Source organism: Paenibacillus sp. NMA1017 (assembly GCF_058895805.1).
The window spans coordinates 375,020-391,625 of record NZ_JBZXYR010000002.1 but is presented as its reverse complement, the minus strand read 5'-3'; the positions used below and the strand labels follow the sequence as shown (position 1 = coordinate 391,625).

At 47.5% G+C, this 16,606-nt stretch carries 14 protein-coding genes; all 14 read left to right on the top strand.

Annotated features, from left to right (window positions below; translation table 11 throughout):
- Nucleotides 1–94: 94 nt before the first annotated feature.
- Nucleotides 95–1,117, top strand: a complete 1,023-nt coding sequence (locus AC5ELV_RS06835) for a hypothetical protein (protein WP_493429604.1) — start codon at nt 95–97, stop codon at nt 1,115–1,117.
- Nucleotides 1,118–1,264: 147 nt separating this feature from the next.
- A complete protein-coding gene (locus tag AC5ELV_RS06830) occupies nt 1,265–3,151 on the top strand; it encodes a bifunctional homocysteine S-methyltransferase/methylenetetrahydrofolate reductase (protein ID WP_493429603.1) in 1,887 nt (628 codons plus the stop codon).
- Between the two features lie 35 nt (nt 3,152–3,186).
- Complete coding sequence (locus AC5ELV_RS06825) at nt 3,187–4,074, top strand: YicC/YloC family endoribonuclease (protein ID WP_493429602.1); 888 nt, start codon at nt 3,187–3,189, stop codon at nt 4,072–4,074.
- A gap of 56 nt (nt 4,075–4,130) precedes the next feature.
- Nucleotides 4,131–4,391, top strand: coding sequence for an extracellular matrix/biofilm regulator RemA (remA, locus tag AC5ELV_RS06820; RefSeq protein WP_005548256.1), 261 nt, complete (start codon nt 4,131–4,133; stop codon nt 4,389–4,391).
- Nucleotides 4,392–4,405: 14 nt separating this feature from the next.
- The gene (gmk, locus tag AC5ELV_RS06815) at nt 4,406–4,978 is read left to right on the top strand and encodes a guanylate kinase (RefSeq protein WP_013310894.1); all 573 of its coding nucleotides are present in this window, start codon (nt 4,406–4,408) and stop codon (nt 4,976–4,978) included.
- A gap of 122 nt (nt 4,979–5,100) precedes the next feature.
- Nucleotides 5,101–5,304, top strand: coding sequence for a DNA-directed RNA polymerase subunit omega (gene rpoZ, locus AC5ELV_RS06810; protein ID WP_013310893.1), 204 nt, complete (start codon nt 5,101–5,103; stop codon nt 5,302–5,304).
- Between the two features lie 90 nt (nt 5,305–5,394).
- A complete protein-coding gene (coaBC, locus tag AC5ELV_RS06805) occupies nt 5,395–6,699 on the top strand; it encodes a bifunctional phosphopantothenoylcysteine decarboxylase/phosphopantothenate--cysteine ligase CoaBC (RefSeq protein WP_493429601.1) in 1,305 nt (434 codons plus the stop codon).
- Nucleotides 6,699–9,275: a primosomal protein N' gene (gene priA, locus AC5ELV_RS06800; RefSeq protein WP_493429600.1), complete on the top strand. Its 2,577-nt coding sequence runs from the start codon at nt 6,699–6,701 to the stop codon at nt 9,273–9,275. The genes coaBC and priA overlap by 1 nt, the downstream gene beginning before the upstream one ends.
- A 132-nt stretch (nt 9,276–9,407) precedes the next feature.
- Nucleotides 9,408–9,905, top strand: a complete 498-nt coding sequence (gene def, locus AC5ELV_RS06795; RefSeq protein ID WP_013310890.1) for a peptide deformylase — start codon at nt 9,408–9,410, stop codon at nt 9,903–9,905.
- Between the two features lie 6 nt (nt 9,906–9,911).
- Nucleotides 9,912–10,871: a methionyl-tRNA formyltransferase gene (gene fmt / locus AC5ELV_RS06790; protein ID WP_493429599.1), complete on the top strand. Its 960-nt coding sequence runs from the start codon at nt 9,912–9,914 to the stop codon at nt 10,869–10,871.
- A complete protein-coding gene (gene rsmB / locus AC5ELV_RS06785) occupies nt 10,868–12,283 on the top strand; it encodes a 16S rRNA (cytosine(967)-C(5))-methyltransferase RsmB (RefSeq protein WP_493429598.1) in 1,416 nt (471 codons plus the stop codon). The genes fmt and rsmB overlap by 4 nt, the downstream gene beginning before the upstream one ends.
- A 186-nt stretch (nt 12,284–12,469) precedes the next feature.
- Nucleotides 12,470–13,510 (top strand): dual-specificity RNA methyltransferase RlmN, encoded by a 1,041-nt coding sequence (rlmN, locus tag AC5ELV_RS06780; protein ID WP_493429597.1) that lies wholly within the window; start codon nt 12,470–12,472, stop codon nt 13,508–13,510.
- A 6-nt stretch (nt 13,511–13,516) separates the two neighbouring features.
- Nucleotides 13,517–14,293, top strand: a complete 777-nt coding sequence (locus tag AC5ELV_RS06775) for a Stp1/IreP family PP2C-type Ser/Thr phosphatase (protein WP_493429596.1) — start codon at nt 13,517–13,519, stop codon at nt 14,291–14,293.
- On the top strand, nt 14,290–16,569 hold the full coding sequence (gene pknB, locus AC5ELV_RS06770; protein ID WP_493429595.1) for a Stk1 family PASTA domain-containing Ser/Thr kinase: 2,280 nt from the start codon (nt 14,290–14,292) through the stop codon (nt 16,567–16,569). The genes AC5ELV_RS06775 and pknB overlap by 4 nt, the downstream gene beginning before the upstream one ends.
- Nucleotides 16,570–16,606 lie beyond the last annotated feature (37 nt).

The window sequence follows — 16,606 nt, the reverse complement described above, 5'->3', positions numbered from 1 at the left end:
AGGAATACGATGAACAAAGCAACATTCTGTCTTTTTTTGACGCCTGAACGATGTATAATATAGAAAATGAGAAAACAATAAGGAGGCCGTTCATGTGCGGAAATTTCGTTGGATTTCAGCAGTTGCAGTCCTTATATTTGTAGCCACCGCGCTTCCGGTTCAGGCGGCGACCATTTCTGCTGCCGCGGAAACGACGGACAAACAGGTTGGCTCGCTAACTCCGACAGTGGTAAGCCGTTTAGAAAAAGCGGTGCAAGAACTCATCGGCTCAAAAACAGCATTTCAATTTGACGATGTGACGGATATGGGGAAAACTTGGATTGTAGAGGGCGAACTGGAAGATGGAACTGCTACATTGCAGACAGAATATAATAAAGAAAAAAACAGAGTGGATTCTACAACCATACGATATAAAATAAGCAGCTTGGGAAAGGCGATGAACGCGCCACTCAAGACGAAAGTGCTAAACAGCGCCAAAGCGTTTGACAGCAAGCGTCCTTTGCATTTTGAAGCATTCTGGCGGGTCAAATCCCCTTATCAGTCCAACAAGCCTTCAAATTACTGGGTGTTTTGGGGCGCAGGAGAACAAGCTTCCTCGTTGTATGTAGATGTGGATCGAGGTAACGCTATTACCATCAACGCGGACTATGCGCTGAAGCAGGTGGACCCTCTGTTGCTGAACCGTGCAATGAACACATTTAAGCGTGTGAGTGGACAGCCAATCAAGGTGCAGCACGCTTCACGGTACAAGGACGAAACGAAGGGGCTTTCATATTGGTCGTTCGAGGATGCAAATGAGGCGAGTGAGGTCAAAATTAGTGCGGTAACTGGTAAAGTGCTGGCCGTATCCACCTATGGGGTGGACTGGAATGATGACACAGATTTCAAAAAAACATTTGCAAGCCCGAAATATACTGCCTCAGAAGCTTTGAAGCTAGTCAAGCCCAAGGCTCAAATGTTGTTTAATATCAATTTGTCCGGCTATAATGTGAAAGTTCAAGGGAATCAATATACATTCTCCAAGCAGCAAAAGGGAACAGATTCTATTGTGGCAAAAGTGAATAAAAAAGGGACTTTTTACGCTTACTCTCTCCATTCTTCCGATGGGAAAATGTAGTAGGAAATAGAAAAGATAAATCAAGCCGCTCCACTCCTGATATCATATTGTCGGGGAGTGGGGCGGCTTTTTTTGTTTTTGGCTTATGTTTGAAGTCTCTTTATGTTACATTAGTATGAAAATAAAGAGCGGGGTGGAGCAGAGGACATGAAACCGGATTTGCGTACTGTGCTGAATCGTGAAATTATTGTCGGAGACGGCGCAATGGGGACTTTTTTATATCAGCTAGGATTTCCAGTAAATACGTCTTTCGAAGAACTGAACATCACTTCGCCTGACGTTATATCAGATGTGCATGGTCAATATTTAAGTGCAGGAGCTCGATTGCTGGAGACTAATACATTTTCTGCAAATGATTATAAGTTAGCTCGGTTTGGACTGGAATCTAAGGTAGAAGAGATCAATCGTGCTGGTGTGAGAATTGCCAGAGATGCGGCCGGACCTGAACATTATGTGGTAGGTGCAGTGGGTTCCATATGTGGGGGCAAACGGCTTAACATATCAAAGCTGGAGCTGGCAAGAAACTATGAGCAGCAAATTGATGCCCTTCTCTCCGAAGGAGTCGACGGTATTTTGTGCGAAACGTTTTATTCACTGGACGAAATACGCATAGCGCTTCACAGTGTACGTAAATATAGTGATATTCCGGTAATTTGTCAGTTTGCGGTCGATCAGGTTGGTCGTACTCAGGATGGTTTTTTAGTGGCGGAAGCTTTTTCGGTGCTGCGTAATGAGGGGGCAGACATTCTTGGATTTAACTGTCACTCGGGGCCGCAGGGAATTATGAGTGTAATGGAGCAGCTTGACGGCCCTTTGTCTGTACCGTTGTCCGTATATCCGAATGCGGGACTAGCAGATTATGTGGATGGTCACTATGTATATGGTGCATCACCTGAATATTTTGGAGAATGTGCCAAATCCTTTGTAGACCTGGGAACGAGGCTGCTCGGTGGTTGCTGCGGAACTACACCGGATCATATTGCTGCTATATCCAAAGCCTTGAACCGTTTGCAACCGCCTCCTCTTGCCTCAAAACAAGCTTTGTCGAAAGAGTCCTTTCAAGTGGCGGAGCAGATTGCAGATGAAGGGGAACGAGGAAATGGCAGACATACCAGCGAGCCCAACATCGTGGATCTTGTAAAGGAACGACATACGGTCATTGTAGAACTGGATCCTCCGCGCGATCTGGACATTACGAGGTTTATGCAAGGTGCTCATGCGTTGAAGAAAGCCGGCGCCGACGCGCTTACACTGGCTGACAACTCGCTTGCAGTCACTCGCATGAGCAACATGGCGCTTGGACATTTGGTCAGTATTGAAACAGGCTTGCGTCCATTAATTCATATAGCATGTCGTGATCGCAATCTGATTGGTACTCAATCCCACATGATGGGTTTTGACGCGCTCGGTATTGACCATGTACTGGCGGTTACTGGAGATCCGGCGCGGTTCGGTGATTTGCCAGGCGCCAGTTCGGTGTATGATATGACCTCTTTTGAAATCATACGCATGATCAAGCAATTAAATGATGGTGTTGCATTTTCCGGTAAGCCACTGAAGCAGAAAGCTAATTTTGTGGTAGGTGCCGCATTTAATCCTAACGTCAAGCATTTAGGTAAAGCCGTACAGCGGTTGGAGAAGAAAATTGCCTCTGGAGCCGATTATGTTATGACTCAGCCCGTTTACGACCATGAGTTAATTGCAGCTATCGCGGAAGCGACACGACATTTGGAAGTACCGATTTTTATCGGTATTATGCCGCTGGCTAGTGGGCGCAATGCAGAATACTTGCACAATGAAGTACCAGGCATTCAGTTATCCGATGAGGTGCGTGCACGTATGTCTGGTCTTGAGGGTCTGGAAGGACGAGCAATGGGCGTGTCTATTGCCAAGGAGTTACTCGATACGGCAATGGAACATTTTAATGGTATCTATTTTATGACTCCATTTATGTTCTATGAAATGACAGCTGAACTGACTTCTTATGTATGGCAAAAATCAGGACGCGAACAGGCCCCCTTGTTTCGACTATAATAATCAATTACAATAGTATAATGGATGTGATGCCGATGTCATTGAGTATGACCGGATACGGTCAAGCCATCCTTCATTATGAGGGCTATAAAGTGCGCTTGGAATTGAAATCGGTGAATCACCGCTATTGCGAAGTGATGATGAGAATTCCGCGCGAATGGACTCGATACGAAGATGGCTTGAGAAGAACGGTTCAACAGCAGATTAAACGCGGTCGTATCGATGTCTTCATCCACAGGGAACGCGATGAAGAACAGATGCCCGCCGCGCGGTTGAATGACACTGTAGTGCAGGCTTACCTGCATGCAGCGGAGCAGCTGGCGGATCGTTATGGAGTGAAAGGAATGTTAGGGATAAGTGATATTCTTGCTTTGCCTGACGTTCTGGGTGAGCCTGGAGAGGCTTGCGATGGAGATGAAGAGGACTGGGAAGAGCAACTACAGCGAGCTTTGAATGAAGCTTTGCAAGGTTTACTGGAGATGAGAAGGCGAGAAGGCGGGCATTTGGCGCAAGATGTGGAATCCCGTATTTTACGTCTGGAATCCCTGCATCATGAAATGACGGTGCTGGCTCCTCATGTTGTGAGCGACTACCGTAACAGGCTGAAACACAGGCTTAAAGAGCTTCAGGACGGTTCATTTACGCTTGATGAACATAAGTTCGGAATGGAGATTGCGTTATTCGCGGATCGCAGCAATATTGATGAGGAACTTACCCGGCTTCAAAGTCACTTTGGACAGTGCAAGGGATTGCTGCTGTCAGACGAGCCGGCCGGTCGCAAATTAGATTTTTTAATCCAGGAAATGAACAGGGAAGTCAACACGATCGGCTCCAAGGCTAATCATCTCACATTGGTTAATTTAGTCGTTGAGATGAAAGCAGAGCTCGAAAAAATTCGTGAGCAGGCTGCAAATATTGAGTAGCTACCTGGTAGCGGCACGGCTGCAAGAGTCACATGTATAGGGGGAAAGACCTGATTATGGCAATCAAATTGATCAATATTGGTTTCGGCAATATCGTGTCGGCCAACCGAATTATCTCCATCGTCAGTCCGGAGTCTGCTCCGATCAAGCGGATTATACAGGAAGCCAGGGACCGTCATATGCTAATTGATGCTACCTATGGTCGCCGGACGCGGGCTGTTATTATTACAGACAGTGATCATGTAATTCTGTCTGCGGTGCAGCCGGAGACGGTCGCTCATCGCCTATCCACTAAAGATGATGACAATGACGAATAAAAATGGAGTGTACTATGGCTAAGGGATTATTATTTGTAATATCCGGACCTTCGGGTGTCGGTAAAGGGACGGTAGGCAACGCATTGCGTGACAAGCTACCAGAGATAACGTACTCCGTTTCTGCTACAACTCGAACACCTCGTTCGGGTGAACAGGATGGAGTGACCTATTTTTTTAAAACGCGTGAAGAATTTTTGGGTATGATTGAACGAGATGAAATGCTGGAGTATGCCGAGTATGTAGGTAACTATTATGGTACTCCACGTGATTTTGTAGATCAGACGCTTGCGCAGGGAAAAGATATTTTTCTGGAGATTGAAGTTCAGGGAGCACTAAAGGTTAAAGAAAAGTTTCCAGAAGGTATATTTATTTTCTTGCTTCCACCTTCGTTAGATGAATTAAAGGATAGAATCCGGGGACGGGGCACAGAAACTCAAGCGACCATTGACCACCGTATGTCGGTAGCTGTGGATGAAATGAATCTGTTGCGTCACTATGATTATGCGGTTGTCAATGATGAGATTGATTTCGCTTGTAAACGAATAGAATCCATTATTATCGCCGAACATTGTAAGGTTCATCCTTAAGCGAGAGCTTTACATATGCCAAGCGTACCTAAAGAGAAATAACACTGTATAAGCTGAGCTTGAAGGTGTACACTGGAGTTCAGCTTATACAGTCCCAAAACTACATGAAGAGGTGTCTATTCGTGCTGTATCCTTCCATTGATGAAATGATGAAAAAGGCAGATAGTAAATATTCGTTGGTTGTAGCGGCTTCACGCCGTGCCAGACAGTTGCGCGAGGGTGAAAAGACGACTCTCAAGAATCCTAAATCCCACAAACAGGTTGGAGTGGCGTTGGAAGAGATTTACGCGGATCATCTGCGTCTTGAAAGCGGCGAAGACGAGTAAGAATTATACACAACTATTATAACCGGGCGCAATGCCAATTCCTTTGACAACCGCAAGGTTGTTATTTTTTTAGGTCAGGGGGAGTTAACGATGTTGAAGGGGAAAGTTATTATTGTTGGTATTACCGGTGGAATTGCCGCTTATAAAGGGGCTGCGCTGTGTAGTAAGCTAACGCAAAAGGGAGCCGAGGTTCATGTCATTATGACGGCATCCGCGAAGGAGTTTATTACCGAGCTTACGCTTCAGTCGCTCTCTCGTAATCCGGTATACAGTGATACGTTTGATGAAAGAGAACCGTCCGTCGTATCCCATATTCATCTGGCGGATGCGGCTGATTTGGTGCTGGTTGCTCCAGCAACTGCGAATATAATCGGGAAAATGGCGCATGGTCTTGCTGATGATATGTTGTCTACAACGTTGCTGGCTACGACAGCGCCTATTATGGTGGCACCTGCGATGAACGTACATATGTACACTCACCCGGCAGTAATGCAAAATATGGAGACGCTTGTATCGCGTGGCGTGATGATGATTGAGCCTGGTGAAGGGTTACTGGCTTGCGGTTATGTTGGCAAAGGGCGCTTGGAAGAACCGGAAACGATTGTGCAGACCATAGAGCGCTTTTTTGAACAGCAAGCTCAGGTATATAAAACCAAAAACAAGTCTGAGCAACGGTGGTTTGGTGGCGAATCTACAGAGGATCAAGCGCCTGAGCCACTTCTGAACGAAAATGAATCGGTGCTTTCAGGCAAAAAAGTCATTGTGACGGCTGGAGGCACGATCGAGCGAATTGATCCAGTGCGTTATATTACGAATGATTCATCTGGTAAAATGGGCTTTTCCATTGCAAAAGTGGCTCAGGAGATGGGTGCAGAGGTGCACTTGATTGCTGCGAATACCAGTGCGGAACCGCCTGCTGGTATTATGCTTGAAAGAGTCCAGTCAGCTGAAGACATGTACGCCGCTGTATTAAAACAATGGGAAACAAGTGATATGGTCGTTATGGCTGCTGCGGTTGCAGATTATCGACCACGTGAGGTGTCACAGAACAAGATCAAGAAAAAAGATAGTGTATTTACGCTGGAGTTAGTGAAGAACGTCGATATTCTAGAATCACTCGGACGCAGCAAGAAACATCAATTTTTAATTGGTTTTGCAGCGGAAACCGGAAATTTGGAGACGTATGCGATAGATAAATTAGAACGTAAAAATTGTGATTTGATCGCGGCAAACGATGTGACTATGGATGGTGCCGGCTTTGGTGTTGATACGAATGCTGTTCAAATTTATGACCGAAACGGGATGGTAGAGCGTATTCCTGTCCAGTCAAAGGAAGAGGTTGCGCGTAAGTTGCTTACTATTGCCGCCGGACGCATGGGTGGGGTGCTGCATTAATGGAGACGGGCAATTTAGTTGCCAAGGTTATTGTCGATGTACCTGCCAAGGATACGGACCGTACCTTCGATTATCTGATACCGGATTCAATGAGGCCTTGGATTGAGCCGGGTAGCCGGGTAGCTGTGCCATTTGGCAAACGGACAGTACAGGCTTTTGTCATCTCGGTAGTCCCCGCTGAGGAGCCGCCGAAATACAGGATGAGAGCGATTCAAGAGTTGCTGGATTTGGTACCGCCCTTATCTGCCGATCTGGTCGAACTGGGCAAATGGATGAGCGAACGTTATGCTTGTAATCAAATTATGGCACTGCAAGTGATGATTCCTACCGCGCTCAAGGGCAAGGCAGAACGTTATATCTCAATTGCCGAACAGCATGAGTTTACGCATTCACAGCGTACTATACAACCGAATCAGGGCGATGAGCTTGAATGGGCACTCCTGACCGACGATGGCATGAGCGACCCGACGGAGCGTCGGATTGTCAGCTTCATTCAGGAAAAGGAGCAAGTCCCATTGCAGCAACTCAGTCGACGTTTCCCTGAGGAAGCGGAGGTTATTAAATCACTGTTACGCCGGGGTGTGCTTCAGGAAAGTCAAGTTATTAAAGACAAACTTGGTAAAAAGACCATGAAATCCGTTGATCTGGCTATCGGCATAGACAAGGCATCAACGGCACTGGAGCAATTTTCTGCCAAAGCGCAGCGTCAGCGGGAGGTACTTGCTTTTTTGCTGGAACGTAGCGAGTTTCTGCCTCTGTCGCTGAAGGAAGTCATGACCTCACTGAGTGTGTCTGCTGCAACGGTTAAGGCGCTGGAAGGCAAGGGCTATGTGTTGCTGGAGGATGTCGAAGTGTTCCGCGACCCGTACCGGGGCAGACACTTCAAGCCTACAGAGCCACTTCCTCTCACAGCAGAGCAGCAGTCGGTGTATGAACGGATTATTCGCCAGCTGGACACGCGTGAGCAAGGAGCTTATTTGTTGCATGGAGTCACAGGGAGCGGTAAGACGGAAATCTATCTACAGACGATTCAGCGTTGTATTGAGCAGAATCGGCAGGCCATTGTGCTGGTACCTGAAATATCGTTAACTCCACAAATGGTTGAGCGTTTTAAAGGCCGGTTTGGCGATCAGGTAGCAGTGATGCACAGTAGGTTGTCCGGGGGGGAACGGTACGATGAGTGGCGCAAAATACGCGAAGGCCGTGTGAAAGTGGCGATTGGTGCTCGCTCGGCAGTATTTGCGCCTTTTCGTGAGTTAGGTCTTATTATTATGGATGAGGAGCACGAAACGTCCTATAAGCAGGAAGAGACACCTAAATACCATGCGCGTGATGTCGCCATACGCAGAGCCCATCAGCATGGGGCTGTCGTTATTCTCGGCTCGGCTACTCCGTCGCTGGAAAGCTACTATGCGGCTCGCTCACAAAGCAACGACGAGTTTGCGCCGTTGCTGCTTGAAATGCCAACTCGCGCATTGGGGAACACGTTACCCGAAGTACATATCATGGATATGCGTGAGGAACTGCGTGCTGGCAACCGCTCTATGTTCAGTCGCGCGTTGCATAATGGAATTGCAGAGCGGTTAGAGCGTAAGGAGCAAACGGTGCTCCTGTTGAATCGGCGTGGGCACTCCACGTTCGTTATGTGCCGTAGCTGCGGCTATGTGGCGGGTTGTCCGCATTGCGATATTTCGCTTACGTATCATCAGCGGTCGAACAATTTACGTTGCCATTACTGTGGTTATTCCGAGCCTGTGCCTCAGACTTGCCCTGAGTGCGGTAGTGAGCATATTCGCTATTTCGGTACAGGTACCCAGCGAGTGGAAGAAGAGCTGGCGAAGCTATTCCCAGGTATACGTGTTGTTCGAATGGATGTTGATACAACGACAGAAAAAAATGCCCACGAAAAGCTTCTCAAGCAATTTCGTGATAAAAAAGCGGACGTGCTGCTCGGTACTCAAATGGTTGCCAAAGGTCTGGACTTTCCCGATGTGACACTGGTTGGTGTCATTACTGCGGATTCGGCTCTCAATTTACCGGATTTTCGGGCTGCGGAAAAGACTTTTCAGCTGTTAACACAAGTAGCTGGACGTGCTGGGAGACATCAATTACCAGGAGAAGTATTCGTACAATCCTATACTCCAGAGCATTATTCGGTGATTCACGCAAGTCGCCATGATTATGCTTCTTTTGTGAGGGAAGAGTTGAAACACCGCCGCAATTTGCACTATCCACCATATTGTCGTCTTATTTTGGTGACCTTTTCTCATGAACAACTCCCGGTACTGGTCCGACTGGCTGAGAATTATTCAGCAACACTACAGGGACGGGCCAGACAACGGGGCTGGTTCGGGAAAATGGATCGTCTTACATCGGATGTACTCGACATTTTGGGACCAGTAGCTTCACCCATTTCGAGAATCAAGAATAGATACCGATTTCAATGTATGATAAAATGGCGTGGAAATATCGACGCAATTGGTTTGGCTCAGAAAGTAGCTGATGAAATGGCCGAATCCGCACAGGCACAAAAGTTGCTGATTAGTCTGGATGTTGATCCGCAAATGCTTATGTAGAGTGTTGCCACAAAAGTTATTAACACAATTAATGCGGACAAGCCGTCCGTACATAGGATAATGTAGCAGTCGCGTTTGTGATGAATACAGTTAAGCCTAAATGAAGCATAAAGAGGAAGGTGTTCTGTTGTCATGTCAATTAGAATCATAGTGTTGGAGCCGGATGACGTATTGCACAAAGTAGCAAAGGAAGTCACTAAAATTACGCCTAACGTGCAAAAGCTGCTCGACGATATGGCAGATACGATGTATGAAGCGGAGGGAGTAGGTCTTGCTGCTCCGCAAGTAGGTATTTTGAAGCGTCTCATCGTTGTAGATGCTGGAGATGAGCATGGATTGATTAAAATGATCAATCCAGAAATCGTGGCCGAAGAAGGGGAGGAATTGGGTCCTGAAGGCTGCCTGAGTATACCGGGGTTGAACGGGGATGTGCGTCGTGCCGAGAAGGTCACAGTCAAGGGATTGGACCGCGAGGGTAAGGCCATTACCGTTACAGCGACAGGATTGCTCTCTCGTGCTTTTCAGCATGAAATTGACCATTTAAATGGGATTTTATTTACGGATATTGCAGAAAAAGTATATGAGGTTGCGCTGGAACAGCCAGGACCGAACCGTCAGATAGGAGAGTGAGGTTCGATGACTCAAGACATTCGTATTATCTTTATGGGTACACCTGAGTTTGCAGTGCCATCGCTGAACATGTTACTGGACAACGGTTATAACGTGGTCGGTGTGATTACACAGCCCGATAAGCCACAGGGACGAAAAAAAATAATGACACCTACACCAGTTAAGGAAGCGGCTGAAAAACGCGGATTACCTGTACTGCAACCGACCCGCCTGCGCCAGCCAGAAGCGGTGGCTCAGGTGGCAGAGCTGCGTCCTGATCTGATCGTAACCGCAGCCTATGGGCAAATTTTGCCTAAGTCCGTACTAGACCTGCCTCGGTTCGGCTGTCTGAATGTGCATGGTTCGTTACTTCCCCGTTATCGGGGAGGTGCACCGATCCAGCGTGCGATTATTAATGGTGAGACCGTGACGGGTGTGACGCTGATGTATATGGCGGAAGGACTGGATACCGGCGATATGATATCGCGAGTTGAGGTTGCTATAGAGCCGGAGGATACCTCCGGTACAATTTTTGAAAAGCTAAGCGTAGCTGGAGCAAAGCTTTTGCAGGACGAGCTGCCTAAGTTGCTGGCAGGGCAATCAGACCGTACGCCGCAAAACGAGGACGAGGCGACCTATGCTCCGAATCTGAACCGCGACGATGAGCGTATTTCGTGGAGTGACAATGCACAGCAGATATACAACCGGATTCGCGGCCTTGTTCCTTTTTCCGGCGCGTTTACGCTTTGGGAGGAAAATGTTTTTAAAATATGGGCTGCTGAGCAGCCTTTCATAAATAATGAAGTGAGTGGCTCAAATGCTCCAGTACCCGGAACGGTTCTTCAATTGACCGCTCGTGGCATTGAGGTGCAGACAGGCGAAGGAACTCTCTGGCTGACTCAGGTTCAACCGGCTGGCAAAAAGGTTATGGATGCCGGAACCTTTGCGCGCGGCGGACAGATGAAGCCAGGCACGGTGCTCGGATGAGCGGGAGTCACTCCCGCCAGGGAGGCCAAGGCAAGGGAGTGGGTGCCAGATCCGGCAATACTCGCAAACAGACGGCGCGGGAAGTTGCACTTGATGTGTTGACCGGTGTGGAGCAAGAGGGTGCGTATAGCAATCTTGAGTTAAATCGTCGGCTTCAGCAGGCAGGTTTATCTGCAAGTGACGCTGGTTTGGCGACGGAACTTGTATACGGTACAGTCGCACGCCGAAATACACTAGATTATTTTTTGAATAAATTTGTTCAAAAAGGAACGGCCAAGCTTCAGGCTTGGGTACGTTCGTTGCTGCGGATGAGTGTGTATCAGGTGGTGTATCTGGATCGAGTTCCGGATCATGCAGTCGTTAGTGAAGCGGTGACCATTGCCAAGCGTCGTGGACATCAGGGGATTTCCGGTATGGTCAACGGCGTGCTCCGCAGCATGCTGCGTGAGCCGGACAAGCTGCGTATCCCTGACGATTTGTCACCAGAGGAGCGGATTTCATTAGAACATTCTCATCCACAGTGGCTGGTTAAGCGTTGGATTAAGCAATACGGTGCAGATACTGCTGAGGCTATCTGTCAGGCTAATAATGAGCCCCCTGCGGTCAGTGTACGGGTGAATACGACAATGACCAGCCGTGATCAGCTGCTGGATGAGATGCGCTCAAAAGGGCTTGCTGCCGTTCCTTCGGCAGTTAGTCCCTATGGGATTGTTGTTCGTAGCGGTGGAAATATGGCGCTTACCTCGTGGTATACGGACGGCTTGCTGTCCGTACAGGATGAAAGCTCCATGCTCGTTGCCGAAGCAGTCGCTCCTGAGCCTGGCATGCTGGTACTGGATTGCTGTGCCGCTCCAGGTGGCAAAACAGCTCATATGGCTGAACTGATGAAGGATCAAGGCCGGATCGTTGCGAATGATCTGCATGCCCATAAGCATCAATTAATCCGTGAACAGGCTAATCGACTTGGCCTGGATGCTGTGGAAACAGTCACTGGTGATGCGCTAGAACTGAAGGAACGCTATGCTCCAGCTTCTTTTGACCGTATTTTGCTGGATGCGCCATGCTCTGGCTTTGGAGTAATTCGTCGTAAACCGGACCTGCGTTGGAGTAAAACTGCGCAGGATGTTCGCAACATTACACAGCTTCAGCATGAGCTGCTGGATAGTGTAGCGGGACTGTTGAAGCCAGGTGGTATTCTGGTCTACAGCACATGCACGATTGAACCGGACGAAAATGAAGGACAATTGACTCGGTTTTTAAGCGAACATCCAGAGTATGAATTGGCAGAGGGTCATTCCTTCCCGGACGTGAGCCGCGAAAAGGATAGTATACAGGGAGGCTCGGTACAGCTGTTACCGCAGGATTTCCACAGCGACGGATTTTATATCGCACGCCTGCGTCGGATGAAATAGAGGGAAGAGAATTCCAGACAGCTGTCCACCAGTATTTTCACATTCCGCCGGAACATTTCCGGCGGTTTTTTGCATGAAGACGAAAAATTTTTACCCCCTCAGGGATTTGTGCTAAAATAGGAAGAATGAAAAATACTATCTGCGATCAAACAGAACTTAATGAAGAAGGAACGGGTGCAAACATTGATGAAACCTTTTATATATGATTTAACTTTGGAGGAGCTTCAGGATTGGGCCAAGAATAATGGTGAGCCTGCTTTTCGGGGAGGACAAATTTTTGACTGGCTGTATGTGAAGCGGGTTAATGATTTCAGCGAGATGACGAATTTGTCCAAGTCGCTGAGAGAGAAGCTTGAGGAGCAATTTAGTTTTGTGACGCTTAGTGAAATTACAAAGTTGGAATCAAAGGACGGTACAGTAAAATTCCTGTTCGGTTTGCATGATGATCATGCCATTGAAACGGTCATTATGAGACACAATTACGGCAACAGTATTTGTGTAACGACACAAGTGGGTTGCCGGATTGGTTGTACTTTCTGCGCTTCGACGCTTGGAGGCCTCAAACGGAATCTGACAGCTGGTGAAATTACTGCACAGGTAGTACAGGCTCAGAAAATTTTGGATAAAACGAATGAACGAGTGAGCAGCATCGTGATTATGGGCTCGGGCGAGCCTTTTGAAAACTATGAAGCGACCATGACGTTTTTGCGTACAATGGTTCATGAAAAAGGTCTGAACATTGGTCAACGTCATATCACAGTGTCGACCAGCGGGATTGTACCGAATATTTATAAATTTGCCGACGAGGATACCCAGATTAATCTGGCAATATCCATTCATGCGCCTAATGATGCACTTCGGTCGAAGCTAATGCCTGTAAATCGGCGTTATCCTTTTAAGGATGTTATGGATTCTCTACGTTACTATCTTGCTAAGACGGGGCGGAGAATTTCGTTTGAATATGCCCTGATTGGTGGGGTAAACGATCAGGCAGAACATGCTGAAGAGCTAGCGGATGTGTTAAAGGACATGCTGTGTCACGTCAATTTGATTCCAGTCAACCATGTGCCTGAGCGCAAGTATGTACGCACATCGCGCAGCGATATTTTTAATTTTCAACGTATTCTTGCCGAAAAAGGCGTCAATGTGACGATCCGGCGTGAACAGGGTCACGATATTGCCGCTGCCTGCGGTCAGTTGCGTGCAAAGCATATGGAGTTGGGGTGAAACCATTTGATCAAAACAGTTCATGTCAGCCATGTCGGACGTGTACGTTCGGTGAATGAGGATTCTGCCTGGATCAGGCACTTAGAGCAAGGCTATATCCTTGGGATTGTTGCCGATGGTATGGGAGGGCACTTGGCCGGTGATACGGCCAGCCGCCTTGCGGTAGAGACACTTGCCGCTGATTTGGCGACGCTGGAGAGCGGATTATCCGCACATTCTTTGACGGCGGCGCTCAGCGACGCTATTTTGCATGCCAATGAAGTCATCTTCCAGACGGCTGCACGCGATGAGAAGTATCATAATATGGGAACGACAGTTGTTGCGGTTTTATTAAACGACGCATCCGGAATTATCGGACATATCGGTGACAGTCGCGCCTATGTCATATCCAAAGGAGCAGTACGTCAGCTTACAGAAGACCATACTTTGGTTAATGAGCTGTTCAAAAACGGTCAGATCAGTAAGGAAGAACGGGAGAACCATCCTCGTCGCAATGTACTGACACGGGCGCTGGGCACTGATTCCGAGGTGAAAGTGGATATTGACTCCATTACGCTGGAAAAAGGCGATGTACTGTTACTGTGTAGCGACGGATTAAGCAATCTGGTAACGGAAGAACAAATCAGTAAAGTAGTAGGTGCCGCAGAGAATCCTTTGGAGGAGCGTGCGGATCGTCTGCTACATCTGGCCTTGCTTGCTGGAGGAGACGATAATATTACTGTAGCTTTGTTTGAAATGCCCGACGACACGGTTTCATTGAGTGAAAAGGGGTGTGACGCATGATCGGGCACCTGCTAGGGGGAAGGTACGAAATTATTGAGCGTATCGGTGGCGGCGGTATGGCGCTGGTGTATAAGGCTCAAGACATTTTGCTAAATCGTAATGTCGCAGTTAAAGTGTTGCGCCAGCAATTTGTTCATGATGAGGAATTTATTCGCCGGTTTCGGCGTGAAGCGCAGTCTGCGGCCTCGCTTTCGCATTCGAACGTGGTCAGTATTTATGATGTCGGCCAAGAGGATGAGATCCATTATATTGTAATGGAGTGCATCGAAGGTAAAAATTTGAATGAGATTATTAAAGAACGTGCACCATTGCAAGTGGATGAAGCAGTACGGATTGCTTCCCAGATTTGCGATGCGTTGGAGCATGCTCACCAAAATCAGATCATTCACCGAGACATCAAGCCTCATAATATATTAATTGGACGTAATGGACGGGTTAAGGTAACCGATTTTGGGATTGCTAGAGCTGTTACGTCAACGACCATTACCCAGACGGGTTCTGTTGTAGGTTCTGTTCATTATTTTTCACCTGAGCATGCAAAGGGTATCGTCACCGGCGAAAAATCGGACTTATATTCTTTAGGTATTGTCTTATATCAAATGCTGACGGCGCAGCTCCCTTTCCTGGGAGAAAGTCCAATTAGTGTAGCGCTCAAGCATTTGCAAGAGGAATTTGAGGAACCACGTAAAATTAATCCGTTGATTCCGCAAAGTGTGGAAAATGTCATTCTAAAATCCATGCGCAAAAATCCAGAAGAGCGTTATCAATCGGCAGACGAAATGCTAAAAGATTTGGAAACCTGTTTGCTGCCGGGACGGCGTAATGAATCCAAGCTGGAGTTTACACATCTGGATGATGAGGATCAAACACGGGTTATTCCGGCTATTAAGCCTCAACAATTAGGGATGTCTTCTAGCGGGGATGATGTACCTGCCCAACCGCGTGAGTCTGAAGAGCTTCCGAGCAAGCAATCGTCCAAGAAAAATAGAAAAAAAGCAATCTTGTGGGTAACACTAGTGTTGGTGTTACTTCTGTGCATGGGCGGAGTGGTGTACTATGTGCAAAGTGTACTCGTCGTGCCTGAGGTAAAAGTACCAGGTGTATTGACACAAACAGAAGACCAAGCGAAGGTTAATCTCAGTAAAGCGGGATTACTCATTGAGGAGCCAATCCAGCATGAATACAAAGAAGGAATCGCGCCTGGTGTTGTATTTTATCAAAGCTATCCTGCAGATTCTTTAGTCAAGGAAGGAACCAAGATTAGTCTGAAAGTCGGGATTGCCAAACCGCTCACCCCGATGCCGGATGTCAAAGGCCAAAGCTACGAGAATGCTGTTAAGCTGCTAACCGCCCAGCAAATTAAGGAGACGCAAATTCAGCAAAATGAGCAGTTCAGTGATCAGGCCGTTGGGACTGTCCTTAGTCAGACACCCGCTGCAAACGAGCCATTTGATAAGGATTCAGTCCAAGTTGTGCTCACAGTCAGCAAGGGCGCTGACACTGTGAAAATGCCAAGTCTCGTAGGGAAGACGCAGAGTCAAGCGGAAAATGAGGTCAAAAAGGCAGGACTTAAAGTTGGCTCGATTAAAGAAGAATTTAGCTATGAGCAGGAAAAAGGAAGAGTAACCAAACAATGGCCGTCAGAGGCAGGCAGTGAGTTGCCACCAAATACGGAAATTACGTTTTATGTAAGCACCGGTTACCCGCCAGAAGCGATTACACTAGCATTTAATGTGCCTGTTGCGCCGAAGGAAGAGGGTAAAAACAGTAAAATTCGTATCACTTATACGGATGCGCGTGGAGATAATCAGGAATGGGGAAGCCGTACGATTAATACGACACAGGTGTTCACTATCAACCTGCTAATGGCTCCGAACAAAGACAGTGTTGTCTCAGTATTTAGAGATGGTGACTTTATTGATACGTATCCGGTCTCTTATATTGATGCGAAAAATGGAACAGTGACGATGCCTCAAATTGCCCCACCTGCTGGAACTTCACCAACAGATACACCTGATGGTAATTCCTCGCAGAATGGAAATGGAAACGGCGAGGAAGGTGATAGCGGGGGATCTTCTAATGATAGTGGTAATGGTGGAGGCGACTCGAACAATCAGGAGGGCACAGGAGGTAATGGTGACCCTTCCGCCTTTGCTCCTGGAACGAGTTCCATGGGGGGCACGCGCAGTGAGTTGGCGGTTAGCCATAAAAACGACACAGGCCATGCTTCCCACAAAAAGAAGGAAAAAGTGATTGAGGCTGTTCAGCATCAGTAAACTTGCAATAGGAAGATGCTCGACCTGTTATACGCAA

Coding starts and splice junctions, on each gene's coding strand:
- AC5ELV_RS06830 (WP_493429603.1), top strand. CDS start 1,265: ATGAAACCGGATTTGCGTACTGTGCTGAATCGTGAAATTATTGTCGGA.
- AC5ELV_RS06825 (WP_493429602.1), top strand. CDS start 3,187: ATGTCATTGAGTATGACCGGATACGGTCAAGCCATCCTTCATTATGAG.
- remA (WP_005548256.1), top strand. CDS start 4,131: ATGGCAATCAAATTGATCAATATTGGTTTCGGCAATATCGTGTCGGCC.
- gmk (WP_013310894.1), top strand. CDS start 4,406: ATGGCTAAGGGATTATTATTTGTAATATCCGGACCTTCGGGTGTCGGT.
- coaBC (WP_493429601.1), top strand. CDS start 5,395: ATGTTGAAGGGGAAAGTTATTATTGTTGGTATTACCGGTGGAATTGCC.
- priA (WP_493429600.1), top strand. CDS start 6,699: ATGGAGACGGGCAATTTAGTTGCCAAGGTTATTGTCGATGTACCTGCC.
- def (WP_013310890.1), top strand. CDS start 9,408: ATGTCAATTAGAATCATAGTGTTGGAGCCGGATGACGTATTGCACAAA.
- fmt (WP_493429599.1), top strand. CDS start 9,912: ATGACTCAAGACATTCGTATTATCTTTATGGGTACACCTGAGTTTGCA.
- rsmB (WP_493429598.1), top strand. CDS start 10,868: ATGAGCGGGAGTCACTCCCGCCAGGGAGGCCAAGGCAAGGGAGTGGGT.
- rlmN (WP_493429597.1), top strand. CDS start 12,470: ATGAAACCTTTTATATATGATTTAACTTTGGAGGAGCTTCAGGATTGG.
- pknB (WP_493429595.1), top strand. CDS start 14,290: ATGATCGGGCACCTGCTAGGGGGAAGGTACGAAATTATTGAGCGTATC.